The sequence below is a fragment of the Streptomyces sp. NPDC031121 genome (assembly GCF_055570615.1).
Genome location: NZ_JBVIGV010000002.1, coordinates 166,551 through 190,023, shown reverse-complemented (window position 1 = coordinate 190,023; position 23,473 = coordinate 166,551). Strand labels below are relative to the sequence as shown.

The 23,473-nt window shown below is 73.5% G+C and carries 21 protein-coding genes and 4 pseudogenes; 15 read left to right on the top strand and 10 right to left on the bottom strand.

Translation table 11 applies throughout. The features are described 5' to 3' along the window. Window positions 1–41 precede the first annotated feature (41 nt). Window positions 42–983, top strand: a complete 942-nt coding sequence (locus ACZ462_RS04260; protein WP_467808196.1) for a squalene/phytoene synthase family protein — start codon at window positions 42–44, stop codon at window positions 981–983. On the opposite strand, the gene ACZ462_RS04255 is transcribed toward ACZ462_RS04260, so the two are convergent. Together ACZ462_RS04255 and ACZ462_RS04250 are read right to left on the bottom strand one after the other, a co-directional pair. After that, window positions 967–1,707, bottom strand: a complete 741-nt coding sequence (locus tag ACZ462_RS04255; protein WP_467808197.1) for a LysM peptidoglycan-binding domain-containing protein — start codon at window positions 1,705–1,707, stop codon at window positions 967–969. The genes ACZ462_RS04260 and ACZ462_RS04255 overlap by 17 nt on opposite strands. Before the next feature lie 415 nt (window positions 1,708–2,122). Continuing rightward, a complete protein-coding gene (locus tag ACZ462_RS04250; protein ID WP_467808198.1) occupies window positions 2,123–3,052 on the bottom strand; it encodes a dihydrodipicolinate synthase family protein in 930 nt (309 codons plus the stop codon). A gap of 71 nt (window positions 3,053–3,123) precedes the next feature. On the opposite strand from ACZ462_RS04250, the gene ACZ462_RS04245 reads away from it, so the two are divergent. Continuing rightward, a complete protein-coding gene (locus tag ACZ462_RS04245) occupies window positions 3,124–4,104 on the top strand; it encodes a LysR family transcriptional regulator (RefSeq protein WP_467808199.1) in 981 nt (326 codons plus the stop codon). Window positions 4,105–4,177: 73 nt separating this feature from the next. Next, a complete protein-coding gene (locus ACZ462_RS04240) occupies window positions 4,178–5,263 on the top strand; it encodes an S-(hydroxymethyl)mycothiol dehydrogenase (RefSeq protein WP_467808200.1) in 1,086 nt (361 codons plus the stop codon). Between the two features lie 72 nt (window positions 5,264–5,335). On the opposite strand, the gene ACZ462_RS04235 is transcribed toward ACZ462_RS04240, so the two are convergent. Together ACZ462_RS04235 and ACZ462_RS04230 are read right to left on the bottom strand one after the other, a co-directional pair. Further along, a complete protein-coding gene (locus ACZ462_RS04235; RefSeq protein ID WP_467808215.1) occupies window positions 5,336–5,704 on the bottom strand; it encodes a PDZ domain-containing protein in 369 nt (122 codons plus the stop codon). Window positions 5,705–5,821: 117 nt separating this feature from the next. Further along, window positions 5,822–6,334, bottom strand: a pseudogene (locus ACZ462_RS04230) (S1C family serine protease); the annotation flags it as partial. A gap of 244 nt (window positions 6,335–6,578) precedes the next feature. Between ACZ462_RS04230 and ACZ462_RS04225 the strand changes: the two are divergent. The 7 genes from ACZ462_RS04225 to ACZ462_RS04195 all read left to right on the top strand — a co-directional run bounded on the left by ACZ462_RS04225 (window position 6,579) and on the right by ACZ462_RS04195 (window position 12,683). After that, entirely contained in the window at window positions 6,579–7,340 is a 762-nt protein-coding gene (locus ACZ462_RS04225; RefSeq protein ID WP_467808202.1) for a PIG-L deacetylase family protein, read from the top strand. 133 nt (window positions 7,341–7,473) lie between these two features. Then, the gene (locus tag ACZ462_RS04220) at window positions 7,474–8,451 is read left to right on the top strand and encodes an NADPH:quinone oxidoreductase family protein (RefSeq protein WP_467808203.1); all 978 of its coding nucleotides are present in this window, start codon (window positions 7,474–7,476) and stop codon (window positions 8,449–8,451) included. Then, window positions 8,448–9,635: an acyl-CoA dehydrogenase family protein gene (locus ACZ462_RS04215; protein WP_467808204.1), complete on the top strand. Its 1,188-nt coding sequence runs from the start codon at window positions 8,448–8,450 to the stop codon at window positions 9,633–9,635. The genes ACZ462_RS04220 and ACZ462_RS04215 overlap by 4 nt, the downstream gene beginning before the upstream one ends. After that, window positions 9,632–10,747 (top strand): acyl-CoA dehydrogenase family protein, encoded by a 1,116-nt coding sequence (locus tag ACZ462_RS04210; RefSeq protein WP_467808205.1) that lies wholly within the window; start codon window positions 9,632–9,634, stop codon window positions 10,745–10,747. Before ACZ462_RS04215 ends, ACZ462_RS04210 begins: the two co-directional genes overlap by 4 nt. Before the next feature lie 82 nt (window positions 10,748–10,829). Beyond that, window positions 10,830–11,369 carry a GNAT family N-acetyltransferase gene (locus ACZ462_RS04205; protein ID WP_467808206.1) on the top strand — a complete coding sequence of 180 codons (540 nt, stop codon included), beginning with the start codon at window positions 10,830–10,832 and terminating at the stop codon, window positions 11,367–11,369. Between the two features lie 60 nt (window positions 11,370–11,429). Then, window positions 11,430–11,795, top strand: a complete 366-nt coding sequence (locus tag ACZ462_RS04200; RefSeq protein WP_467808207.1) for a tyrosinase family oxidase copper chaperone — start codon at window positions 11,430–11,432, stop codon at window positions 11,793–11,795. A 24-nt stretch (window positions 11,796–11,819) separates the two neighbouring features. Next, window positions 11,820–12,683: a tyrosinase family protein gene (locus ACZ462_RS04195; protein WP_467808208.1), complete on the top strand. Its 864-nt coding sequence runs from the start codon at window positions 11,820–11,822 to the stop codon at window positions 12,681–12,683. A 97-nt stretch (window positions 12,684–12,780) separates the two neighbouring features. Here the strand turns inward: ACZ462_RS04195 and ACZ462_RS04190 are convergent, their stop codons facing one another. Both ACZ462_RS04190 and ACZ462_RS04185 read right to left on the bottom strand, forming a co-directional pair. Then, window positions 12,781–13,053 (bottom strand): chaplin, encoded by a 273-nt coding sequence (locus ACZ462_RS04190; RefSeq protein WP_467808209.1) that lies wholly within the window; start codon window positions 13,051–13,053, stop codon window positions 12,781–12,783. A gap of 79 nt (window positions 13,054–13,132) precedes the next feature. After that, window positions 13,133–13,501 (bottom strand): hypothetical protein, encoded by a 369-nt coding sequence (locus tag ACZ462_RS04185; protein ID WP_467808210.1) that lies wholly within the window; start codon window positions 13,499–13,501, stop codon window positions 13,133–13,135. A gap of 159 nt (window positions 13,502–13,660) precedes the next feature. Between ACZ462_RS04185 and ACZ462_RS04180 the strand changes: the two genes are divergently transcribed. Beyond that, window positions 13,661–15,118: a carboxylesterase/lipase family protein gene (locus ACZ462_RS04180; RefSeq protein WP_468251334.1), complete on the top strand. Its 1,458-nt coding sequence runs from the start codon at window positions 13,661–13,663 to the stop codon at window positions 15,116–15,118. Here ACZ462_RS04180 and ACZ462_RS04175 read toward each other — a convergent pair. The 4 genes and pseudogenes from ACZ462_RS04175 to ACZ462_RS04160 form a co-directional block, all read right to left on the bottom strand. After that, the gene (locus tag ACZ462_RS04175; protein WP_467805009.1) at window positions 15,096–16,214 is read right to left on the bottom strand and encodes an alpha/beta hydrolase; all 1,119 of its coding nucleotides are present in this window, start codon (window positions 16,212–16,214) and stop codon (window positions 15,096–15,098) included. The two genes, ACZ462_RS04180 and ACZ462_RS04175, sit on opposite strands and share 23 nt — an antisense overlap. 189 nt (window positions 16,215–16,403) lie before the next feature. Then, complete coding sequence (locus tag ACZ462_RS04170) at window positions 16,404–17,090, bottom strand: GNAT family N-acetyltransferase (protein WP_467805010.1); 687 nt, start codon at window positions 17,088–17,090, stop codon at window positions 16,404–16,406. 881 nt (window positions 17,091–17,971) lie between these two features. Further along, window positions 17,972–19,229, bottom strand: a pseudogene (gene istA / locus ACZ462_RS04165) (IS21 family transposase). An 84-nt stretch (window positions 19,230–19,313) separates the two neighbouring features. Beyond that, a pseudogene (locus ACZ462_RS04160) lies at window positions 19,314–19,532 on the bottom strand (oxidoreductase); the annotation flags it as partial. A gap of 18 nt (window positions 19,533–19,550) precedes the next feature. On the opposite strand from ACZ462_RS04160, the gene ACZ462_RS04155 reads away from it, so the two are divergent. The 4 genes and pseudogenes from ACZ462_RS04155 to ACZ462_RS04140 all read left to right on the top strand — a co-directional run. Continuing rightward, window positions 19,551–19,820, top strand: coding sequence for a TetR family transcriptional regulator C-terminal domain-containing protein (locus ACZ462_RS04155; protein WP_467805012.1), 270 nt, complete (start codon window positions 19,551–19,553; stop codon window positions 19,818–19,820). 225 nt (window positions 19,821–20,045) lie between these two features. Beyond that, window positions 20,046–20,252 (top strand): hypothetical protein, encoded by a 207-nt coding sequence (locus ACZ462_RS04150; RefSeq protein ID WP_179175349.1) that lies wholly within the window; start codon window positions 20,046–20,048, stop codon window positions 20,250–20,252. Window positions 20,253–20,292: 40 nt separating this feature from the next. Continuing rightward, entirely contained in the window at window positions 20,293–21,954 is a 1,662-nt protein-coding gene (locus ACZ462_RS04145) for a DUF6895 family protein (protein WP_467805014.1), read from the top strand. 729 nt (window positions 21,955–22,683) lie between these two features. Beyond that, window positions 22,684–23,245, top strand: a pseudogene (locus ACZ462_RS04140) (ATP-dependent DNA helicase); the annotation flags it as partial. Between the last annotated feature and the right edge of the window lie 228 nt (window positions 23,246–23,473).

Here is a 23,473-nt window from a genome sequence, read left to right as displayed (position 1 = left end):
CGCACGTACGGCACGCACGGTTCAGAGGAGTTCCGACCACCATGCCCACCTGGCGCACCACCCTGACGGCGGCCGGTATCCGCGACCCCCGGCTGCGCGCCGACTTCACGTACGCCGCGCGCCGGGTCATGCGCCGGGAGCCCGCCCCGTACCTGACGCTGCGCCTGCTCGCCGCGCCGGAACTGGTGCCGTGGATGACCGCCGGGGTCGGCTTCATGAACCTCGTCGACGACACCGCCGAGACGGGCACCCCGCGGCAGCGGGTGGACGGGCTGGCCGCCCTCGCCGAGCGGGTGGGGGAGGCGCTGCGGACCGGCGGCGGCCCGGACCCGCTGCTGCGGGCGTACGCGCACGCCGTTGCCGTCCGCGGCCTGCCCGAGCGCTGGATCTCCCGCTTCCTGGAGGGCGCCGCCGGCGCCGAGGCCCGCTTCGGCGGCTTCGACACCGAGGAGGACCTCCAGGCCTACCTCGACGCCTACGCCTGGCCGGGGCTGCTCGCCTTCACCGGCCTCCAGTACCCCGGCGGCCCCGACGCGGCGCAGGCCGCCGGGTGGCGCCGGTTCGTCGACGCCGCCCAGCGTGTCGACTTCCTCGCCGACCTCGCCGGAGACCTGGCCGAGGGCCGCCTCTGCCTGCCGCGCGCGGCCCTGGCCGAGCACTCGGTGACCCGCGAGGACCTAGAACAGGCCCGCGACACCCCCGCCGTACGGGCCCTGCTGGCCGCGCAGGCGCGCCGGGCGCGGACCGCCCTGGAGGCCGCGGACGGCATCCTCGACCTGGCGGAGCCGGGCCTGCGGCCGGTCGTCGCGGCCATGGCCGAGCTGATGGGGCACCAGCTGGCGGCCGTGGAGCGGGCCGGCGCGCGGGCGCTGCGGCGGGACGTCGGCTACGGGGTGGCCGCCCCGGTACGGACGCTGCTGCGCGCCCGGGCCGGGGCCCGCCGCGGGGCCCCGGCCGCACCGGGGGCTAGTAGGGCCCGTTGACGTTGTCGATGGAGCCGTAGCGGGCGGCCGCGTAGTTGCAGGCGGCGGTGATGTTCGCGACCGGGTCGTAGGAGTCGGTCGAGGTGCCGGGCACGTGGTAGGCGCGGAACGTCGGGTCGATGACCTGGAGCAGGCCCTTCGAGGGAATGCCGTTGCGGGCGTTGATGTCCCAGTTGTTGATGGCCCGCGGGTTGCCCGAGGACTCGCGCATGATGTTGCGGTGGATGCCCTGGTAGCTGCCGGGGATCCCGTGCTTGGCCATGACGGCGAGGGATTCGCGGATCCAGCCGTCGAGGTTGTCCGGGTACGAGACGGCCGGCTTGGCCGCCGCGGCCTTCGCGGCCGCCGCCTTGGCGGCCGTACCGAGGGAGAGCTTCAGGCCGGGCTGGATGACCTCGGGATTGCTGCCGATGGCGCTCCGGTTCGCCTCGTAGAGGGCCTTCCATCCGCCGGACACGGAATGCTGCACGGCGATCTTCGAAAGGGTGTCGCCGATGGCCACGGAATACGTCGCGGGGGCTGCCGCCTTTTCCACCGCCGGCGTGGCGGCGGGCAGTGCCGCCGCGGTCGCGGCGGGCACCGCGGCCGGCTGGGCGACGACAGCGCCGGCGGTGGTCGCGGTGATCAGCGGGAGGGCGAGGGCCGCGCCGCCGGTGCCGGCGACGGCCAGCTTGCGGACGGCGGGACGCTGCTTCGGGCGGCGGTGCTTACCCGTTCCGGGCATGGCGCAATTCCTCACGTGCGGGTGCGGGGGGAGCCCTGGCGGTGGCCGGAATCGGTAGCTGCCCGCCGGGAACGACGTGAAGGTAGGCGAGTCCGCCGGGGCGGAACAAGGCTCGGAACCGCACGTGTGATCCATTGGCCGCTTTCGGTGCGGTAAACGACCTTGGGGAAGATCCCGGGGAATGTCGGATTTCCTTTCCTGGAAAAGGGAATCGCGCCTCGGCGGGAAATGATGTTGCAAAGACCCGAGTGACTGACATCACGGTTTGCGGAGCGTCGGGAGCAAAACGGACAAAATATGGGTTCGATGGCTCGAATTGGGCATCCGGCCTGTTCTTTGCCAACCGCCCACGGCGGGCGCATTCCGGCGCGCCCGCCGCGTTTCCGGGCCCCGCGCGCAACCCCCGTGTGAAACCTCAGAGCGCGGTGAGACGGTCCAGGGCCTCCGCAACCGACCGCCGTCCCGCCGGCAGCAGTGGAAGGCGCACGTCAGGCGTGGGGATCCGGCCCTGCGCGTGGAGCGCGCCCTTCACCACCGCGGGATTCGGCTCCCGGAAGAGCGCCGCGGCCAGCGCGGCCAGGCGGTGGCCCAGCTCCCGGGCCCGTACCGCGTCCCCCTCCCGCCAAGAGGCCGCCAGCTCCGCGTACCGCGCCGTCGCCACATGCGCGGAGGCGAGGATCCCGCCCGCCGCGCCCAGCGCGAGCATCGGGGAGGCGAACACGTCGTCGCCGGCGAGCACCGCGAACCTCTCCGGCAGGTCGCCCATCAGCGCCACCGTCTCCCGGTCGATCCCGCCCCCCGCGTACTTCAGCCCGGCGACCCCCGGCAGCTCCCCGAGCGCCCGCAGCGCCTCCGCGTCCAGCTGCTGCCCGGTGCGGTAGGGGATGTGGTAGACGATCAGCGGGACGGGGCTCGCCGCGGCCAGCCGGGAGAAGTGCGCGAGCACGCCCGCCGCGCCGGGCCGCACGAACGACGGCACCGCCACCAGCGCCGCCCGCGCCTCCGGCCACCGCGCCAGCCGGCGCAGGTCCTCCTCCGCGGCGCGGGTGCCGCCCGCCCCCGCGCCGACGGTCAGCACCGCGCCCCGCTCCCGGCACACCCGGGCGCAGATCCCGGTGGCCAGGTCGCGCTCCGCCGCGTCCAGCGAGGCCGCCTCCGCCGTGGTGCCCAGCGCGACGATCCCGGTGGCGCCCTCGTCGAGGACCTGGTGGGCGAGCGCCTCCAAGGCGTCGGCCGCGACCTCGCCGCCGCGGGTGAAGGGGGTGACGAGCGGGACGTGGATCCCGTGCAGGGGGAGGCCCCCGAACCGTGCGCCGTCCTGTGCGTTCCGTGTGTCCTGTGCCATGCAGCCGAGCTTCGCCCGGCCCGACCCGCAGATCCAGTTCGCTTTCCTTACCCGAACCGTAAGCTGATCCGATGCTCGACGTACGACGCCTGCGCCTGCTGCGCGAACTCGCCCGCCGCGGGACCATCGCGGCCGTCGCCGAGGCCCTCTGCTTCAGCCCCTCGGCCGTCTCCCAGCAGTTGGGCGTCCTCGAACGGGAGGCCGGCCTGCCGCTGCTCGAACGCACCGGCCGCACCGTCCGCCTCACTCCGGCCGGCCGGAACCTGGTCCGGCACGCCGAGGCCGTCCTCGAACGGCTCGAGGAGGCGGCCGCCGACCTGGCGCAGGCGCGCAGCGGCCTTGCGGGGGCCCTGCGCATCGGAGCCTTCCCCACCGCGACCCGGGCCATCGTCCCCGCCGCCCTCACCGCCCTGGCCCGGCGCCACCCCCGTCTGGAGCCGATGGTGACCGAGACGGACCCGGCGGCCGTCGCGCACGCCCTGCGCGCCGGCGACCTCGACGTCGCCCTCGTCCACGAGTACGACTTCGTCCCCGCGCCCCGCGAGCCGGGGATCGCCACCGAGCCCCTCTACCGGGAGGCGATGTACCTGGCGGCGCCCGCCGCCGGACCGCCGCCGCCCCCGGACGCCCGTCCGCGGGACCCGGAAGGGCCCGCTGCGGCCGGCGGCCCCGGCCCGGCGGAGCAGCGCGCCGCGCTCCGGGCCCACGCCGGCGCCCCCTGGATCACCGCCACCCCCGGCACCCTCTGCCACACCATGGCCGTACGCGCCTGCGAGGCCGCCGGGTTCACGCCGCGCGTGCGGCACCTGGTCGACGAGTTCCCCACCGTCCTCGCGCTCGTCGCCGCAGGGCAGGGCGTGGCCGTCGTCCCCGGGCTGGGCCTGCACGGGCCCGCGGACCCCGCCGTCGCCCTCACCCGGCTGCACATGGAGCGCCGTACGAAGCTGGCGTTCCGCAGCGGTTCCGCCGGCCACCCGGCAGTGGCCGCCTTCGGGGAGGCGCTTCGCGCCGTGCTGCCACCGGAACCGGCCACGGCGGACGACGGGCCGTGATGCAACTCCCCTCCGGGCCCCGGCCCGTGTACGTTCGGTGATCCAGACGGATCCGAGCAGAGCGGGGTATGAGGTGACGCATCGCGTACGAGGGATCATCGCGCGGAGCAAGGGCGCACCGGTGGAGTCGGCGACGATCCTCGTACCGGACCCGGGGCCGGGCGAGGCGCTGGTCAAGGTCCAGGCGTGCGGGGTGTGCCACACCGACCTGCACTACCGCGAGGGCGGCATCAACGACGACTTCCCCTTCCTCCTCGGCCACGAGGCGGCGGGCGTGGTCGAGGCGGTCGGCCCCGACGTCACCTCGGTCGCCCCCGGGGACTTCGTCGTCCTCAACTGGCGGGCCGTGTGCGGCACCTGCCGGGCCTGCCGGCGCGGCCGCCCCTGGTACTGCTTCGCCACGCACAACGCCGCCCAGCCCATGACGCTGGAGGACGGCACCCCGCTGTCGCCGGCGCTGGGCATCGGCGCCTTCGCCGAGAGGACCCTGGTCGCCGCGGGCCAGTGCACCAAGGTCGACCCGGCGGCCTCGCCGGCCGCCGCGGGGCTCCTCGGCTGCGGAGTGATGGCCGGCCTCGGCGCGGCCCTGAACACCGGCGGCGTCGGCCGCGGCGACTCGGTGGCCGTCATCGGCTGCGGGGGAGTGGGCAGCGCGGCCGTGGCCGGGGCCCGGCTGGCGGGCGCGGGCCGGATCATCGCCGTGGACCTGGACGACCGCAAGCTCGAACTGGCCCGAGGGCTGGGCGCCACGCACACCGTCAACGGGCGCACCGAGGACGTGGTCGAGGCCGTCCAGGAACTCACCGGCGGCCACGGCGCGGACGTCGTCATCGACGCGGTCGGCCGCCCCGAGACCTACCGGCAGGCCTTCTACGCGCGCGACCTCGCCGGCACCGTGGTCCTGGTCGGCGTGCCCACCCCCGAGATGAGGCTGGAGCTGCCCCTGCTTGACGTCTTCGGCCGAGGCGGCGCCCTCAAGTCCTCCTGGTACGGGGACTGCCTGCCCGAGCGGGACTTCCCCGTCCTGATCGACCTCTATCTCCAGGGCCGGCTCGACCTGGACGCGTTCGTCTCGGAGACCATCCCGCTCGACGGGGTCGAGGACGCCTTCGCCCGGATGGAGCGCGGCGAGGTCCTGCGGTCGGTCGTCGAGTTCTGACGCCGGTCCGCGGATCCGGGGCTGCGGACCGGGGGTCCGCAGCCCGCCCCCCCCGCCGGCGCTCGGGATCCCTCACTGGCCGGTGGTCGTCGACCCCTTGTCCAGGGTGAGTTCGCTGTCCCAGGCGTCGCCGAACTTCGTCTCCTTGCCGTCGGCGTTGATGGAGAACCGGCCCTGCAGCGGGAGCACCTCGCCGGGGGAGGCGGACTGGAGGATGTCGCAGACCCCGCCCACCGACTCGACCGGCGTGTCCTTGACGGCCGTCAGCACGTCCCCGGTCGTCAGCTCCGCCTTGGCGGCGGGCGTGTTGGTCCGGGACCCGAGGACGAACACCCCTTTCACCCCGGAGTCGATGAGCTGCTTCTGCGCCTTCTCCACCGCGGCCGGGTCGATGTCCGTCCCCTCGAACTGTGCCGACAGGTCGGGGTCGTCCAGCCCCATGAGGAACCACCCGGGGTCGTTCTTCCTGACCCCCTCGGCGAGGCCGTCCAGCAGCGGCCGGGCGTGGTCGCCGCTGATGGCGAAGAACTGGCCCTGCAGGTCGCCCGAGCTGGCAAGCGTGTTGATCCCGACGACCTGTCCCTGCCCGTTGAGCAGCGGACCGCCGGAGTTGCCCGGGTTGACGGTGGCCGAATGCTGGATGATGGCCGGCTAGCGCGGCATGGACGTCGACGGCTCCGCGTTCGTCACCTGCGGGTTCTGGACCGAGCCGGCCGTGTACACGGCCTTCTGGCCCACGCCGCCGATCGACGCCGGATAGCCGAGGGCGGTGACGGTGTCGGCGGTCTGGACGTCCTTGCTCTTCCCGAACTCCAGGGCCTTCAGGTCGGGCGGCACGGAGGTGAGCGCGAGGACGGCGAGGTCCTCGCAGGGGTCGATGCCGACCAGCCGGGCCGGCTGCGTCGTGTCGCCGACGACGACCTTCAGGGACGCCTGCCCCTCCACCACATGGGCGTTGGTGGCGACGAGCCCCTTCTCGGCGTCGTAGACGAAGCCGCTGCCGCTGCCCCCCTCGCCCTCCACGAGGACCGTGGCCGGGGCCGCCTTCTCGTAGATCTCCCGCGGATCCATGTCGTCCGCGTACGCGGGCGGCAGCGCCGCCGTTCCCAGGGCCAGCACCGCGGCGGCCAGCACGGGGCCGCTGCACCGCACCTTCATGAGCCCGCCACCTTTCCACAGGAGGGGTCCCTCCTTCAGGCTAGCGCCGCGCCGCGGGGGTGTCCTGCGCTGGCCGGGCGCGCCCCCGGCGCCGCACCTGACGGCACTCCGCCCCGACTGCCGTTCCCCGCCGGTGCGTTCGCATAGGGTGCGCAGCATGGACACGCAGACCGGACAGCCCGCCCCGCTGGAGCCCATGCCCACCGACTGGACGCGCGCCCTCGCGGTCGTCGCCCATCCGGACGACCTGGAGTACGGCGGCACCGCGGCCATCGCCGACTGGACGGACGGCGGCCGCAAGGTCGCCTACCTGCTGGCCTCGCGCGGCGAGGCGGGCATCGACACCCTGGCGCCCGACGAGTGCGCCCCGCTGCGCGAGGCGGAGCAGCGGGCGAGCGCGGCCGTGGTCGGCGTCTCCGCCGTCGAGTTCCTCGACTACCGGGACGGCACCATCGAGTACGGCCTGGACCTTCGCCGGGACATCGCCGCCGCCATCCGCCGGCACCGCCCCGAACTGCTGATCACGCTCAACCACCGCGACACCTGGGGCGGCCGGGACGGCGGGGGCTTCTGGAACACCCCCGACCACAAGGCGGTCGGCCGGGCCACCCTGGACGCCGCCGCCGACGCGGGCAACCGGTGGATCTTCCCCGAGCTCACCGCGCAGGGCCTGGAGCCCTGGAACGGCGTGCGCTGGATCGCCGTGGCCGGGTCCCCGCAGGCAACCCACGCCGCCGACGCCACGGCCGGCATGGAGCGGTCCATCGCCTCGCTGATGGAGCACAAGGCGTACATCGAGGCCCTCACCGACCAGGACCCGGAGGAGTACTGCCGCGGGTTCCTCACCGGCTTCGCCGAGCAGGCCGCGGACCGCTTCGGAGGCCGCCCGGCCGTGACGTTCGAGCTCTTCTCCCGCTGAGCCCTCCCCGTGCGAGGCGCCGCCCCCGCCGGTCCGGGGGTGGCGCCCTGTGGGGATGCGTGGTTCCCAGACAGCCAAGCAACCGCTTAGTATGCCGCGGGATGCGTTCCCCTACGGCGGCTGGAGGCCCCGGATGCAGGCATGGCGAGTGCACACCACCGGCGAACCGCGCGAGGCCATGCGCCTCGAGGACGTCCCCGAACCGGTGCCCGGCAAGGGGGAGGTGCGGCTGCGCGTCCGCGCGGCCGCCGTCAACTTCCCCGACGCCCTGCTCGTACGGGGCCAGTACCAGATCCGCCCGCCCCTGCCCTTCACCCCCGGCGTCGAGGTCTGCGCGGAGACGGAGGACGGCCGCCGCGTCATCGCCAACCCCGCCCTCCCGCACGGCGGCCTCGCCGAGTACGCCACCGCCCCCGCCGCGGCCCTGCTGCCCGCCCCCGACAGCCTCGACGACGCCGAGGCCGCCGCCTTCCACATCGGCTACCAGACCGGCTGGTTCGGCCTCCACCGCCGGGCCCGCCTCCAGGCCGGCGAGACGCTGCTCGTCCACGCCGCCGCCGGAGGCGTCGGCAGCGCCGCCGTCCAGCTCGGCAAGGCCGCCGGCGCCACCGTCATCGGCGTCGTCGGCGGCAAGGCCAAGGCCCGTACCGCGGAGGAACTCGGCTGTGACCTGGTGCTGGACCGCACCGCCGAGGACATCCCGGCCCGCGTCAAGGAGTTCACCGCAGGCCGCGGCGCGGACGTCGTCTACGACCCGGTCGGCGGGGACGCCTACACCGCCTCCACCAAGTGCATCGCCTTCGAGGGCCGGATCGTCGTCGTCGGCTTCGCCGGGGGGACCGTCCCGGCCCCTGCCCTGGGCCACGTCCTCGTCAAGAACTACTCCGTCCTGGGCCTGCACTGGGGCCTCTACGGCCTCCGGGACCCGGCGGCCGTCCGCGCCTGCCACGACGAACTCACCCGCCTCACCGCCACCGGCGCCGTCAAGCCCCTGGTCAGCGAACGCCTCCCGCTCGCAGCCGGCGCCGACGCCGTCCAGCGCGTCGCCGACGGCGCGACCACCGGCCGGCTGGTCGTCCTCCCCGCCCGGGACGGAGGCGCCCGGCCGTGACCACCGCCGACACCGTGCGAGCCCGGGTCCGCGACCTGCTCGCCGCACATCCTCCCGCCACCACCGGCCGCACCGCCTTCCTGCGCGCCCGCTTCGACGCCGGACTCGCCTGGGTCCACTACCCCGAGGGACTCGGCGGGCTCGGCGCGCCCCGCTCCCTCCAGGCCGCCGCCGACGCCGAACTCGCTGCCGCGGCAGCCCCGGACAACGACCCGCGCCGCATCGGGATCGGCCTCGGCATGGCCGCGCCGACGATCCTCGCGCACGGCACCGAGGAGCAGAAGCAGCGCTTCCTGCGCCCCCTGTGGACCGGCGAGGAGGTCTGGTGCCAGCTCTTCAGCGAACCCGGCGCCGGCTCCGACCTCGCCGCCCTCGGCACCCGCGCCGTCCTCGACGAGTCGGCTGGGGAGTGGGTCGTCGACGGGCAGAAGGTGTGGACCTCCAGCGCCCACACCGCCCGCTGGGGCATCCTCCTCGCCCGCACCGACCCCCGGCTGCCCAAGCACCGGGGCATCAGCTACTTCGTCTGCGACATGCACGCCCCCGGCGTGGAGGTCCGGCCGCTGCGCCAGATCACCGGCGAAGCCGAGTTCAACGAGGTGTTCCTCACCGGCGTCCGCATCCCCGACGCCCACCGGATCGGCGCCGTGGGCCAGGGCTGGGAGGTCGCCCGGACCACCCTGATGAACGAGCGCGTCTCCATCGGCGGCATGCGCATCCCCCGCGAAGGCGGCATGATCGGCCCCCTCGCCGCCGCCTGGCGCGAGCGGCCTGCCCTGCGCACCCACGCCCTCCACCAGCGCCTCCTCGGCCTGTGGGTCGAGGCGGAGGTCGCCCGGCTCGCCGCCGAGCGGCTGCGGCAGCAGCTCGCCGCCGGCCAGCCCGGACCGGAGGGCTCCGGGATGAAGCTGACCTTCGCCCGCCTCAACCAGGAGATCAGCGGCCTGGAGGTGGAGTTCCTCGGCGAGGAGGGCCTGTACTACGGCGACTGGGAGATGACCCGGCCCGACACCGTCGACTTCACCGGCCGCGACGCCGGCTACCGCTACCTCCGCGCCAAGGGCAACAGCATCGAGGGCGGCACGAGCGAGATCCTGCTGAACATCGTCGCCGAACGCGTCCTCGGCCTGCCCGCCGAACCGCGCGACGACAAGGACGTCCCCTGGAAGGACCTGGCCCGATGACCACCCCCGGCGCCGCACCCGACCTGCGGTACTCCGACACCGAGGAGGAGCTGCGCTCCGCCGTGCGCTCCCTCCTCGCCGCCCGCTGCACACCCGCCGGCATCCTCGCCCGGGCCGAGAGCGGCCGCCCCCACGACCCCGCCCTCTGGGACACCCTCGCCGCCGGGATCGGCACCGCCGGCCTGCTCGTCCCGGAGGAGCTCGGCGGGCAGGGCGCCGGCCCCCGCGAGGCCGCCGTCGTCCTGGAGGAGCTCGGGCGGGCCGTCGCCCCCGCCCCCTACCTGGCACACGCCGTGCTCTCCGCCGTGATCCTCCTCGGCTGCGACCCGGTCGCGGCGGCCCCGCACCTGGCGGAACTGGCCGCGGGCCGGCGCGTGTACGTCCCCGCCCTGCCGCTGACGCAGGCCCCCGGGGCGCCGCTCCCGGCGGCGGTCCGCGACACCGGGGGCGGGACCCTCACCGGGCGCGCCACCTCGATCGCCGACGCGGTCGCCGCCGACGTGCTGCTGGTCCTCGCGGACACCGGCCTGTACGCCGTCGAGGCCTCCGAGGCCCGGCTCACGCACCGGACCCCGCTGGACCTGACCCGCCCCCTCGCCGACGCCGCCCTCGACGGGACGGACGCCACCCTGCTCGCCGGCCCGGCGACCGCCCGCGCCGCCGTGGAGCGGGCCCTGCTCTGCGGGGCGGGCCTGCTCGCCTCCGAGCAGGTCGGTCTCGCCGAGTGGTGCCTCGACCGGACGGTGGCCTACCTGAGGACCCGCCACCAGTTCAACCGGCCCGTCGGCTCCTTCCAGGCCGTCAAGCACCGGCTGGCCCGGCTGTGGCTCGACACCGCGGCGGCCCGCGCCGCCGCCCGGGCCGCGGCCGACGCGCTGGCGGCGGACGCCCCCGACGCCCCGCTCACGGTCGCCGTGGCCCAGGCGTACTGCTCGGGCGTCGCGGTGCGGGCCGCCGAGGAGTGCGTACAACTGCACGGCGGCATCGGCATGACGTGGGAGCACCCGGCGCACCTCTACCTCAAACGCGCCAAGGCCGACGCGCTGGCCCTCGGCACGGCGGGCCACCACCACGCCGCGGTCGCCGCCCTCGCCGACCTGCCCGCCCCCTGACCGGGGAGGCCGCCCGGCCCCGGCACCGGCCGGCGGACGACCCGCCCACGGAACCCCCCGGCCCGGTTCCTATCCTCGGGCCATGACCGCACTCGTCTCACCCGTCACCTCCGCGGAGCTGGCGGCCCACCGCGACGAACTGGCCGACCTGCTCGTCGCGGTGGTCCGCGAAGGCTCCTCCCTCGGCTTCCTCGCCGACCTCGACCACGCTGCGGCAGCCGCCTGGTGGGAGACCCTGCTGCCCTCCCTCCGCGACGGCACCCTCGCCCTGTGGGTTTCCCGCCCCGCGGAGGGCGCGCCGGTCGACGGCAGCGTCGCCTGGGCCCGCGAGACCAAGCCCAACGGCCGCCACCGCGCGGAGCTGCGCAAGCTCATGGTCCACCCCGCCGCCCGCGGCCGCGGCACCGCCCGCGCCCTGCTCGCCGAGGCCGAGGACGCCGCCGCCCGGGCCGACGTCGTCCTGCTCTTCCTCGACACCGAGACCGGCAGCGGCGCCGAGCACCTCTACCGCGCCGCCGGCTGGACCGAGGCCGGGACCATCCCCGACTACGCCGCCGACCCCGACGGCCGCCTGCACCCCACGACCCTCTTCTACAAGCATCCGTCCCTCCGGCCCAGGTGACCTCCCCCGCCGCGCGGCGTTAGACCCCGTAGCCCCACCACCGAGCGAGGGAGAGAACGCATGCACGCCGCATCCGCCGGTGCACCACCGACCCGTCGCGCGGTCCTGCGCGCGGCCTTCACCGCGACGGTCCTCGCCGGGACCGCCGCGGCCCTGGCGCCCGTCCTGCGCGCCCGCCGCCCCCGGCAGACCGTCACCCCCGCGCCGCTCGCCGAGGAGACCTACAACGGCCGGCACATCGAGGTCACCGCGGCCGGAGTCCGCATCGACGGCCGCCCCCTGCACGTGATGCGCCGCGCCGACGGCAGCTACCTGAGCGGGATCAACCACTTCCAGTCGTACGGGACCCCCCTGGAGCTCGCCCGCGCCGCCGTCGACGAACTCGGCACGACGCAGCTGGCCCTCGCCGCCCCGCACCACGGCTGACGCACGGAAGGCGAGGAGCCCGCGTTGTACACCCGGCAGAACCAGCGGAACCTGACCAGCAGCCAGAAGCGGCGGTTCACCGCCGCCGTGCTGGAGCTCAAGCGGACCGGCGCGTACGACGAGCTGGTGCGCATGCACGACAAGTACTTCGTGCCCGACCGCGGCAGCAAGCTCCGCGTCGGCCACATGTCCCCGTCCTTCTTCCCGTGGCACCGGCGCTACCTGCTGGAGTTCGAGCGGCTCCTGCGGGGCGTCGACCCGGGCGTCAGCATCCCGTACTGGGACTGGACCACGGACGGCAGCCCCGCCTCCTCCCTGTGGGCGGAGGACTTCCTCGGCGGCACCGGCCGCGAGGGCGACCGCCAGGTCATGACCGGCCCGTACGCCCACCGGACCGGCAACTGGGAGATCACGGTCGGCTTCACCGAGGCCCGCTTCCTCACCCGCAACCTGGGCCGGCCGCAGAACCCGATCACCCTGCCCACCCGGGCGGAACTCCAATGGGCCATGGACGACCCGGTGTACGACACCGCCCCCTGGAACTCCACGGCCCGGGACGGCGGGTTCCGCAACAAGCTGGAGGGCTGGGCCGCCCCGAAGTCCGAGCGCTGGCGCAACCACAACAAGGTGCACCAGTGGATCGGCGGGCACATGACGGGCGGCACCGCGCCCAACGACCCCGCGTTCTGGCTGCACCACGCCTTCGTCGACCTGCTCTGGGACCGCTGGCAGCGGCAGCACCCGCGCTCCGGCTACCTGCCCGCCGCACCGCTGCCGCCGGGCGACCTCCAGCGGGGCCGGGTGATCTCCCTTGACGAGCCCATGCCCCCGTGGAACATCACGCCGCGCGAGATGCTCGACCACCGGAGCCTCTACCGCTACGAGTGACCGCCGTCCTCCCCGCGCACCCGTTACCTGGACGCGAGGAGGCCCCCGCCGCACGGCGGGGGCCTCCAGCGGCCGGATCACCCGGCCGGACGGCCGGTCAGTGGCCGTAGCCCTCGGTGTGCTCGCCGCCGGACGCGTTGACGCAGGTGTTGCCGAACGCCGGGCTGAGCAGACCGGCGGCGTTCACCGTGTTGCCGCACACGTTGACCGGGACGTGAACCGGAATCTGGACGACGTTGCCGGACAGGACACCGGGGGAGCCGACCGCCGCACCGTGCGCTCCGGCATCGGCGACGGCCAGACCGGCACCGGCGGCCAGGGCGCTACCAGCGGCAGCGGTGACGGCGACTGCCTTCGCGATACGCGACATCAAGATCTCCTCGTAAGGTGTGGGCGCCGCAGGGGCTGCGGCATTCGACATGGCATACAACGCGGCCGGGGCCGGGTGGTCACGGCCGCTGGGCCGTCGCGGTGACATCGAAGCGGACGGAGTCGAAGTACGGGGTGATCAGGCCGCCGGCCCCGGGCCGCAGGACCTCGACCGGAGTGCCCGCACAGCCCGGACGGGGGTAGAGGTAAGCGGTCCCCGACGTGTTGTTGGTGACGCCGCGGGCCCCGCCGCCGCGGGCCTCCACACAGCCCTCGGAAGCCGTCAGGCCGTGCACCCGGTCGTCCCGGCCGACGTACTGGAAGTCCGGCTGGCCGGCGGCGGCCAGGGCCGGTCCCGTGGCGGCGAACAGCAGCAGGGGGGCCGGGGCGCAGGCCCGGACGAGGGAGAGGGCGGGGCGGGAGGTGCGCGGCCCGCGCGGGAAGGGCATGCATGGCATGCCGGTCCAACCCGGGCCGGCCCCGGCCGGGTCACGCCTTGTCACCCCTTGCACGCGTGTGCGACCGTGCCCCGGAGGGCGCACGGGCGACACCCGGCGCGGAACGGCCCACCCGGACGGCGCCCGCGCCGGTTCGACGAGAGGGACGCCATGAGCACTGCGGGCGCCGCCGCCACCCGCCCCCGGGCCGCCACCGCCGGCGGCGCCGTCGAGGGCCGCACCGGGCCCGGAGGCACCGCCGCCTTCCTCGGCATCCCCTACGCCGCGCCGCCCGTCGGACCGCTGCGGTTCGCCGCGCCCCGGCCGCCGCGGCCCTGGACGGGCGTCCGCGACGCCGGCGCGTACGGCCCGACCGCCCCGAAGGCCCCCTACTCGGCGACCTTCGCCGCGCTCCTCGCCGACCCGGTCGTCCCCGGCGACGACTGCCTCAACCTCAACGTCTGGACGCCCTCCCCGGACCCCGCGGCGAAGCTGCCCGTCATGGTGTGGCTCCACGGCGGATCCCTGACCCGCGGCTCCTCCGCCGTCCCCGTCTACGACGGCACGGCCTTCGCCCGCGACGGCGTCGTCCTCGTCTCCGCGAACTACCGGCTCGGCGTCCTCGGCTACGGGCTGTTCCCCGACGCCCCCGCCAACCGCGGCCTCCTCGACCAGATCGCCGCCCTCGCCTGGGTCGCGGAGAACATCAAGGCCTTCGGCGGCGACCCGGACCGGGTCACCGTCTTCGGCCAGTCCGCCGGCGCCATCAGCACCGGCGCCCTGCTCGCCGCACCCCCGGCCGCCGGACTGTTCGCGCAGGCCGCCCTGCAGAGCGGCGCCCCCGAAGTCCTCCCGCGCGAGCGCGTACGGGCCCTCGTCCGGCGCATGGCCGCCCTGCTCAAGGTGCCCGCGACGGCCGCCGCCTTCGCCGCCGTACCCCTGCCCGAGCTGCTCACCGCGCAGGAGGCCGCCTCGCGCCGCGCCGGCCCGCTCGCCGGCGGCCCCGCCTTCGGCCTCGTCGCCGACCCCGCCACGCTGCCCGAGGAACCCCTGCCCGCCGCGGCCCGCTCCCGCGTCCCCCTCCTACTCGGCTGGACCAGCGACGAGTACCGGCTGTGGCTGGCGCCAACCGGCGCCGTACGGCTGCTGGACCGCCTGGGGCCGCTCGCCGTCGCCCTGGCCCGGGCCCGCACAGGCAAGGACCGCACCGCCCTGCGGACGCTGCGCAGCGCCCTGCCCGGCGCGAGTCCCGCCGCGTACGCCGGCCAGATGCTGACCGACCACCGGCTCCGCGATCCGCTGCGCCGCCTCGCCGGGGCGCCCCGGCCGGCCCCGTCCTTCGTGTACGAGTTCGCCTGGCCGTCCGGGATCCCAGGCCTCGGCGCCTGCCACGCCCTCGAACTGGGCTTCGTCTTCGACACCCTCGCGGCGCCGGAGGCGTCCTGGCTGGCCGGACCGGACGCCCCCCAGGAGCTCGCGGACCTGATGCACGCCGCCTGGGTCCGGTTCGCCCGCACCGGCGACCCCGGCTGGCCCGCCTGGGACGGCGGCGGCCCGCCGATGGTGTTCGGCGGGCCGCCGCGGGAGCGGGAGGGGGAGCCGGCGCCTACTCCACCGGCCCTTCCATGACCTTGCTGATGAACTGGATCGGGCCCTCGCCCATGCTCGGGACGTACGTCTTCGCGTTGTGCTTCCCGTTCGGGATCACCCGCATGCTGGTGTGGACGGGGCCCTTGCCGTAGGTCGCGATCCACTTCTCGACGTCCGGCAGCGTCTTCTTGTTGTTCTCGCTGTCGCCCACCTGGAAGGCCAGGTAGACGTCCGGGCCCTTCTTGTCGATCAGGCTCTTGGCCAGCACGCCCGGGTCGTTCGCCGCCTTCTCCTTGTCGTGTCCCTTCCACAGCGGGGAGTCGGGCACGACGTCGGGGCCGGAGCAGATCGCCGCCTTGAACTTGTCCGGGTGCTTCAGCACGGCCTTCAGGCTGGCGAACCCGCCGGTGGAGGAGCCCATGAACGCCCAGCCGTCACGGGACTTGACCGTGCGGAAATTCGCCTTCATCAGGTCGGGGACGTCCTCGGTGAGCCAGGTGCCCATCCTGGGCTGGCCGGGGATGTCGGAGCCGTCCCAGTAGATGCCCTTCTCGTCCCCGGAGGGGTTGAGCACCGGCATGGCCAGCAGGAACGGCTTGCTCTTGCCCTCGGCGTACCATTTGGCGATGCTCGTCTGGAGGCCCAGGTCGGTGCCCATCCAGTAGTTGTTCGGATAGCCCGCGCCGCCCGGCAGGGCGATCAGCACGGGGAAGCCGCTCTTGGCGTACTTCGGGTCGTTGTACTCCTTGGGCGCCCACACCCAGACCTTGCCCTTGAAGCCCGACTTCTTGCCGTCCAGGGTGGTCACGGCGACGTGCGTGCCGTCGGGCAGGGTCATCGAGTTCTTGAACTCGGCCGCCGGGCCGGTCGGCATCAGGGCCTTCGAGCCGGCGCTCTGGGCGCCGCCCGCCTTCCCGCCGCCCTGGGCGGGGCCGCCGAAGGAGACGCTCTTCCCCTTGTCGGTGAAGGGGGGTATCTCGAAGTGGTACATCGCGCCGGCGGCTATGCCGGCGAGGGCCAGGACGGCGGCACCGACAGCGAGCCACCGCCGGCCGCGGCGCGGGCGCCGACCGGATTCCGGTTCCGGTCCGGGGTCCGTGTACTGCAGGTACTGGCCGTCGGGTGAGTACGACATGTGCGCTGGCTCTCCGGCTGGTGCTGCCCCATCGGGGGTCGGTCATCACGATCTGATCGAAGGATGAGCCTACGGGGCGACCAGTTCCGGTTTTTTCCAGCTCTTGGCCTGCTCTGGGGCCGGTCCTTGCCGAAGGCGCCGCCCCCGGCCGCGCGGGCGGCCGGGAGACGAAGCCATCCTGCAGGAGCGTTACGCCGGAACGAGCGCCTTGCGCCGGCGCCGCCGCGGCGCCCGCGCCGAGAGCCGCAGCTCGATGATCGACCGCACGGCCGGCCACTCCTCGTCGAGGATCGAGTAGAACGCGGTGCTGCGCACCGCCCCGTCCAGGCCCCGGGAATGCGCCCGGCGGACCCCTTCGGGCGTGAACCCGAGCCGCTCCATCGCTGCCCGCGAGCGCACGTTGCGGGCGTCCGCGCGCAGCGAGATCCGCCGTACGCCCCACGTCTCGAAGGCGTGGCGCAGCATGAGCAGCTTCGCCTCGGTGTTGATGCCCGTGCCCTGCGCACCGGGGGACAGCCAGGTGTTGCCGATCTCCGCGGCGTCCGGGACGGACGTCAGCGGATCGCCGAAGGGGACGCCCGGCACCGCGGGCCACACCAGCGGCCCCTGCCAGTAGTCCAGCTCCAGGAACCGGGTGGAGCCGACGACGAGGCCGTCCGAGGCTCTGACCACCGCGAACGGGAGCGATCGGCCGGCCGCCTGGTCGGCGAGGGCGCGGTCGATGTACTCGTGGGACGCCTGCACCCCGTGGGGTACGGGGGTGAAGGCGTAAGTCGTACGATCCTCGGCCCCGGCCAGGGCCAAGGCCTCGGCGTGGTGCGGGGCGAGGGGCTCGAGCCGCACGGAGCGGCCGGCGAGGAGTACGGGTACGGGCACGGAGCCTTCGGTCCTTCTGGGCGGTGGGGTGGTTGCACAGTCTGCGCGCCTGGAGTCGCCCCCCGCGCAAAACGCGGGTGAAAGGCAACGGGCTGTCAGGTGAAGCGCGAGTGCCTCAATGTAGCCCCTCGGAGAGCTCTCATGAACCCCCAAAATGGCAACGCCGCGGCCATGTTTTCCGGCACGCCCGCCTCGCGCGCCGACAAGGCTCTGACCTGCGGCGATGCAACAAGATCGAGGGCGGTCCGGTGTGACCTTCCCCGCTGCCCGCCCCGCCGGCCGGGCGGCGCCGCCCGGCCGGGCCGGCCGGGCGCCCGCGGCGGCCCCCGGCGTCTCCCGCGAGCCGGCCCGGGAAGCACCCGCGGCCGACCGTGGAACGGCGGGCCGCACGCCGGATTGGCCCGGTGAAACCAAGGTCGATTGGCTCCCTCGGCCGGGCCATCCGGCTGCTGCAATGGGGCGGTGACGACACGCATGCTGCCCCCGCCTGGGTCCCCGCGCCGCCTCGCGGCCGCCCAGCTGACTGGCCGCGGCCGGCAGCGCGGAGGCGCCGCGCGGCCCCCGCTGGTCATGACCCGCGCGAGCGCGGGCCCGCTCTTCGAGGTCGCAGGCGACACGCCGCAGCACGGCCGCCACCCTCGTCGGATCCAGGACTACGGGTGGGTGACGGTCGGGGAAAGGCGCCCCGAGCCGTTCCCGATCCCGCTGATCCAGCCGCCACGTGGCCCACCGCACCCGCGCCAGCACACGCCGCTTCCGCCGGATTCCCAGCCAGTACCCCCTCACCCAGTCCAGCCTGCCAGCCCCACCCCGGGGTCTTCAGGACCCGGTCAGGTAGGCGATCATGGACGGCAGGCCGTCCTTCGTCGGTGCGGTGGTGGTCACTCACTGCTCGCTTTCGTCGTGCTCGCGGGGTCGAAGCCGACGCCGAACAGGGCGTCGTAGGCGTGCAGGGCCCGGAGGGCGACGGCATGGCCGTCGCTGTGCTGGCGGGTTGCCCCTGGCGTCTTTGCCGGTCCAGGGCCAGGGCCTGGCGCATCCGGGCCGCGGTGGCCGCGTGGACGGGGTCGGTGACCACAGCCTGCTTGGCCCAGGACCGCTGGTGGTGGGCGACGACCTGGCCGTCGCAGACGGCCGTGACCGTGTCCGGCATCGCGGTCACGTCGACGAACCGGCCGATGGCCTGCGGGTCCACCGAGTAGTCGACGGTGCCGACGCGGACGTAGCAGTCCCGGCCGAGCCGGACCCGCTGGGTCAGCCCGATCGGCGGCACAAAAGGCGGCAGCGCGATCATCGCCTGGCGGTCGGTCTCCAGCAGATCGACCGGGCGGCCCTGGATCGAGCGGACGGTGCGGGCGTTGGCCCGCTCCAGCCACTCGGCCAGCTGCTCGTTGAAGTCGGTAGGCGAGGCAAACTGCCGTCCCGGCAGGAACGAGGTCTCCAGGAACTGGTTGTTCCGCTCGACCATGCCCTCGTATTCGGGGGCGCGTGGCGGCGCGAGCTTGATCTTCGTGACCAGCGTTCCGGCGAAAGCAGCGGCCGGCGCGGTCACCTTCCCGCTGCCGCCGACGGCCGCCTCGCGGTCCCAGACCAGCGTGTGCGTCACCCGGCCGATACCGCTGATCAGCGACCACATGCCCGCCAGGGAGGTCGCCGCCCTGGTCGGGATCATCTCCGCGGTCAGGAACCGGGAGAAGCCGAGCGTCATGACCAGCACTGGCAGGACCCGCTGCCGGCCGGGAGCGACCTGGACCCTCGTCTCCGGGAACCACAAGTCGCACTGGGTGATCTGGCCTGGTTCGTAGGCCACCCGGTCGACCGGGTCGATGCCGACGTACTGCGGCCGGATCTCGGCCAGTTCTTCGTCAGCGGTGACATCGAGTACGGCCACTTGATCCGCTCGGCGATCACCGGCGCGGGCATTCTCGGCCGCTCGTTCAACAAGCCGCGGATCTGCGGCTCGAAGGCGTCCGCCACCCGTCCGCGCGGGGCCCGTTCGTACTTCGGCGGCCGCTGCGAGTTCAACGCGGCCCGCACCGTGTTCCGGGCCACCCCCAGCCGCCGTGAGATCTCCCTGATGGGCACGCCCTCTGCTCGATGCAGCCGACGTATCTCCGCCCAGTCCTCCACCTTCAGCACCCTCTTGTATTGAGCAGGCAATTCGGGAGCCACGTGATCAGCGAGTTCGAGCGACCTCGCGAATTCAACCGAGCTCCCGGAGGCTCAGGACTGAACTGCCGCGGTCGTCTCCGGGAAGGTGACGCCGGTCAGCTCTTCGGAGACGGTCCACAGGCGGCGGGCGGTGGCCGGGTCGCTGGCCGCCGCCGAGCGGCCGGCCAGGGCGGGGTTGCCGCGCATCTCGAACATGCCGTCGGGGCCGACGAAGCTGCCGCCGGGCAGGTCCCGGAGGGCCGGGTAGAGGGAGTTGAGCGCGCCGCCAACGCCGCACTGCTCGACCTGATGTTCTCCGTCAAGCACAGCCCGGAGGCGTCGGAGGCGGTGGGTGCGACCGCCCACCGGTGGTCCGAGCACCTGCTGGAGCTGATCGGCGACGGGCAACGTCGCGGCGAAGTGCGCGAGGGGCAGCTGGAGCGTGTTGCGCTACCGGTCTTTGCGGCGCTGCACGGCTACGCCGACCTGACGGTGAGCGGCGTACTGCCTCCGGAGTTGGCCGAGCACGGCCTGAACGACCTGATCGCGTCCATCCTGCGCGGCTGTGAGCCGCGATAGAGCCGCGCAGGATGATCAGAGGGGTCGGTTTCCAGGAACTGGCTGAGGGTCATTTTTCAGAGTCCGGCGACAGCCGACCACGGGCCCGGTCACTTTTTCCCGGGCTCGATCAAGCAGATTCGCCATTACGTGTGATGGTATGAGTTATTTCCCGCGTATTCCCCTATCGTGGTGAATCGGAGGATGGTGGACGGGAAATGCTGGACTTCGAGCAGGAGGTTCGTCATGACCTGTCCGCCGCCGGTCGATGCGCGTAAAGCGCTTGATTTCCTCAGGAGTAGTGGTCTGGTCGATCTCAGTGTTCCCCTGGAGCGCGTGGTCGGCCAGGTCAGTCAGCTGGACGATGTCGCGGGCTACGTACTGGCCTGGGAACGCTACGTGCTGGTCGTCGCCAACGAAGTAGCGGACGCGGCCACGCCCTCGGACAGCTGACCTGACCAGCCCTCATAAAGGTGACTGCCGGGAGGATTCGATGATGGAACCAGAAGCGCCCGGCGTCCAGTCATCTCGAAGGCGCGCGGTGGAAGACCGGGCTGTTGCCTGGCTCGCTGCGCGCCGGGGACTGCTGGACCCCCGCACCACCCAGCCGGACCGTGTGCTGTTCACTCGCAAAGCGCTGATCGAGACGGCCTTTCTGGTGGGGTTGCGTGCCCGGCTCGACGACGCACCTCTCGCCGGCGACTTCGCGGCCATCTTCGAGCAGGTCGAGGACATCGCTGCCCAGCCTTCGTACCGCGAGATGATCGCGCGGGACGAACAGGCCCTCCTGCTCTACGCGGGAACATACGCTGCGCTTCGGCTGTGCGGCCGTGAGGACCCGGAGTTTCGGCGCATCATCCAACATGCCGTCGACGGCGGGTACGCAGCAGCGTTCGAGCGGGTCCCCTACCGGCAGCTGGACCTGATCCACACCTTGTACCTGTGCGGCATCGAACACGATCTGCCGCCCATGGACGCGGTTCTGCCGTTCACCCTCCTGTGCCGGCGCCCGAACGTCCTCAAGCTGGCCGACCGCGACATCTACGCCATCACCCACACGCTCTTCTACGCAACCGACTTCGGTCAGCGGAAGCCGGCATGGCCCCGCGGCCACGACTCCGGCAGGGCTGTCGAACTCATCGAAGCGCTCCTTGTCCTGGCCGAAGCCCGTGCCAACGCCGACCTCGTCGGGGAGCTGCTGTGCTGCCTGTACTGCCTTGGCGTCACCGCCTCCGAGGCGGCGGACCGGGCATGGGCCTTCCTGGAATCGGTCCAGGAAGACAACGGCCGCGTGAACGGGCCCGAAGGCATCATCCACCCTGGACTGAACAGTGGCGACGAGGAGTTCCGGCACTGGGCAGAGGGCTACCACACCACCATCGTCACCGCCCTCGCCGGCCTACTGGCACGAGTCCCCCGACGTGTGGACTGCCCCCGCCCGACTCTCCCGGCTCCAGACATGCCCCTGGTGTCGCCCCTGCGGCGCGCCGTGGTGTGGTTGTGCGACCGAAGCATGGCGCAGGACCCTCGGGTGGGGCTTGCCGGAGTCACGGCCGCTGCCCTCGGGGCCGCCGCAATCGGAGAACACCACCTTGCCCGGCCGGCCCTCAAACAGTGCGCAGCGCTCCTCGCCGACGCGGACCCGGGCCTCTGGCAGGAGCAGGGCATGGAAGTCGCCGGTGAGTTCGCCCTGGCTCTGCGCGGAGCGGGAGTCGGCTGCCCGTCCCTGGACGCCTTCCTCACGGGCACCGCCGATGTCGTCAGCTCACTTCCCACCGTGCCTGCCGATGTTGCGGAAGGGGTTCATCGACTGATCAGCCTCGGCTTCCTCAGCCCATCGACTGCCGCAGCCGTCCCCCGGGCGTCCACACCACATGGGCAGAGGTCGCGCCTTCTGCAGTCCGCTGCGTCCCTGCGCGAAGCCACAGAGACCTACCACCTCGGTCAACTCGCCGGAACCGTACGTACCCTCGCCCGGGAAGGATGGGGCCGGCACCGCATCACCCAGGACGCCATTGCCTTCCTCCTCGCCCAGCAAGACACGGACGGAGCATTCGGCTACCACGCCAGCGACGATCCCTCCACGCGGCAACAGGCCCAGTGCTCCTGGACCCGAAGTGCAGTAATCGCCCTCGCCGCCACGATGGCTCTGTGAATCGAACGGTGCAAGGAGGATGGCTGGGGCCCTTGCCCGGGATGTCGAGGGTGACCGCGGTCTCCGGTGCGGGGTGTCCTGGCGATCGGCGGTGTGCTCGGCCATGAGGTCGTCGACGGCGGGGCGGATGGCGCCGCGGCTGACGTGGTGCCTGATCGCGGATGCGCTGGGCGAGGCGGTCGTGGTGGAAGGCGTTGAGCACGTCGAGGATGTAGCGACCGGATGCCCCTGGCGGTGAGCTCGATGGCGCCGGTCGCCTCGCCGGATCTTCCCCCTTTTTTTGCCCGAGCGCGGCAAAACATCGCCGGCATGCAAGGGTGGGCTCACCCACGAGGCAGGCGATGAGCGGTATACGGAGCGACGGAATGCGTAATGCGCCATACGGCCAGTCGCCATGGATTCAATTTCCTTTTCCAGCCCGTCGGGCAGGGCGGTAGTTTGCCGACAGGCGAGCGAAGTACGCGGTAGACGGTTTTCGACCACGAATTCTGTCTCCACCATGGGCTTCCGGTGCTTGTCTGACCGTCGGACGTGTCCATTTACGTCTTGCGCCTCCTGTCCGCCGGCGCCGCCAAGAGATCGGTACCCCTGGCGGCGCCTGGCTGCCGGCCGGCCGACGCAGCTCACTCTCACCCCTCTTGGCCGATCCCTTCGGCCGGCTGTTATGTGTCCTCCTAGTACGACTTGCTCGCCGAGCGGATCGCCGAGGTGCGAGCACAGCAAGCGAGTGTGCTGAAGGCCCCGGCTGCAAGCACCGGCGAGGCATACGAGAGGGAAATCGCCGCCGAGCGTCTGGCCAAGCAAGTCGGCCGGCTGGAGGGCGTCGAAAGGGGCTGGCCTTCGGGCGCATCGACTGGACGGATGGCACGGCCTGCGCATCGGGCGGATCGGCCTGCATACGGAGGAGGACGACCTGCCTCTGCTCGTGGACTGGCGCGCGAACGCGGCGCGGCCCTTCTACGAGGCGACACCGGTCCACCCGATGGACCTGCGGCGGCGCCGGCACCAGCGCCTCGAGGAGGGCGCGGTCATCTCGGTGAGCGACGAACTGCAGGACGGGACCGCCCCGACCGACGAGGACGCCGTGGGGGACGGTCCGTTGACCGAGGCTCTGTCGGCCCGCCGTACGGGCAGGATGCGCGCGGCCGTCGCGACGCTGCAGGCCTAGCAGGACGAGATCGTCCGCTCCGCCCACCGCGGGGCGACCGTGGTGCAGGGCGGGCCCGGCACCGGCAAGACGGTGGTCGCCCTGCACAGGGCGGCCCATGTACTGCACGCGTTCCCGCGCGCGTGACAGCAGGGTGAGCGAGCTGGCGAGCCGGCGGACGTAGACCGCCTCCGCCACCGCATCCCCCTGCCCTGACGACTGCTCGGCACCGCCACCGGCTACGGGCCGGAGCCTGATCCCATGGCACTCCCCCGAACGCCGGAGGGGGGGGGGGGGGAGGGCGGGGGGGGGGGGGGGGGGGGGGGGGGGGGGGGGGGGGGGGTGGTGGTGTTTTTTTCTTTTTTTCTGAGC

Bases quoted from the DNA above. Each gene is read 5' to 3' on its own strand.
- ACZ462_RS04260 (WP_467808196.1), top strand. From the start codon at position 42: ATGCCCACCTGGCGCACCACCCTGACGGCGGCCGGTATCCGCGACCCC.
- ACZ462_RS04255 (WP_467808197.1), bottom strand. From the start codon at position 1,707: ATGCCCGGAACGGGTAAGCACCGCCGCCCGAAGCAGCGTCCCGCCGTC.
- ACZ462_RS04250 (WP_467808198.1), bottom strand. From the start codon at position 3,052: ATGGCACAGGACACACGGAACGCACAGGACGGCGCACGGTTCGGGGGC.
- ACZ462_RS04245 (WP_467808199.1), top strand. From the start codon at position 3,124: ATGCTCGACGTACGACGCCTGCGCCTGCTGCGCGAACTCGCCCGCCGC.
- ACZ462_RS04235 (WP_467808215.1), bottom strand. From the start codon at position 5,704: ATGGGGCTGGACGACCCCGACCTGTCGGCACAGTTCGAGGGGACGGAC.
- ACZ462_RS04225 (WP_467808202.1), top strand. From the start codon at position 6,579: ATGGACACGCAGACCGGACAGCCCGCCCCGCTGGAGCCCATGCCCACC.
- ACZ462_RS04220 (WP_467808203.1), top strand. From the start codon at position 7,474: ATGCAGGCATGGCGAGTGCACACCACCGGCGAACCGCGCGAGGCCATG.
- ACZ462_RS04210 (WP_467808205.1), top strand. From the start codon at position 9,632: ATGACCACCCCCGGCGCCGCACCCGACCTGCGGTACTCCGACACCGAG.
- ACZ462_RS04205 (WP_467808206.1), top strand. From the start codon at position 10,830: ATGACCGCACTCGTCTCACCCGTCACCTCCGCGGAGCTGGCGGCCCAC.
- ACZ462_RS04200 (WP_467808207.1), top strand. From the start codon at position 11,430: ATGCACGCCGCATCCGCCGGTGCACCACCGACCCGTCGCGCGGTCCTG.
- ACZ462_RS04190 (WP_467808209.1), bottom strand. From the start codon at position 13,053: ATGTCGCGTATCGCGAAGGCAGTCGCCGTCACCGCTGCCGCTGGTAGC.
- ACZ462_RS04185 (WP_467808210.1), bottom strand. From the start codon at position 13,501: ATGCCCTTCCCGCGCGGGCCGCGCACCTCCCGCCCCGCCCTCTCCCTC.
- ACZ462_RS04180 (WP_468251334.1), top strand. From the start codon at position 13,661: ATGAGCACTGCGGGCGCCGCCGCCACCCGCCCCCGGGCCGCCACCGCC.
- ACZ462_RS04175 (WP_467805009.1), bottom strand. From the start codon at position 16,214: ATGTCGTACTCACCCGACGGCCAGTACCTGCAGTACACGGACCCCGGA.
- ACZ462_RS04155 (WP_467805012.1), top strand. From the start codon at position 19,551: ATGTTCTCCGTCAAGCACAGCCCGGAGGCGTCGGAGGCGGTGGGTGCG.
- ACZ462_RS04150 (WP_179175349.1), top strand. From the start codon at position 20,046: ATGACCTGTCCGCCGCCGGTCGATGCGCGTAAAGCGCTTGATTTCCTC.
- ACZ462_RS04145 (WP_467805014.1), top strand. From the start codon at position 20,293: ATGATGGAACCAGAAGCGCCCGGCGTCCAGTCATCTCGAAGGCGCGCG.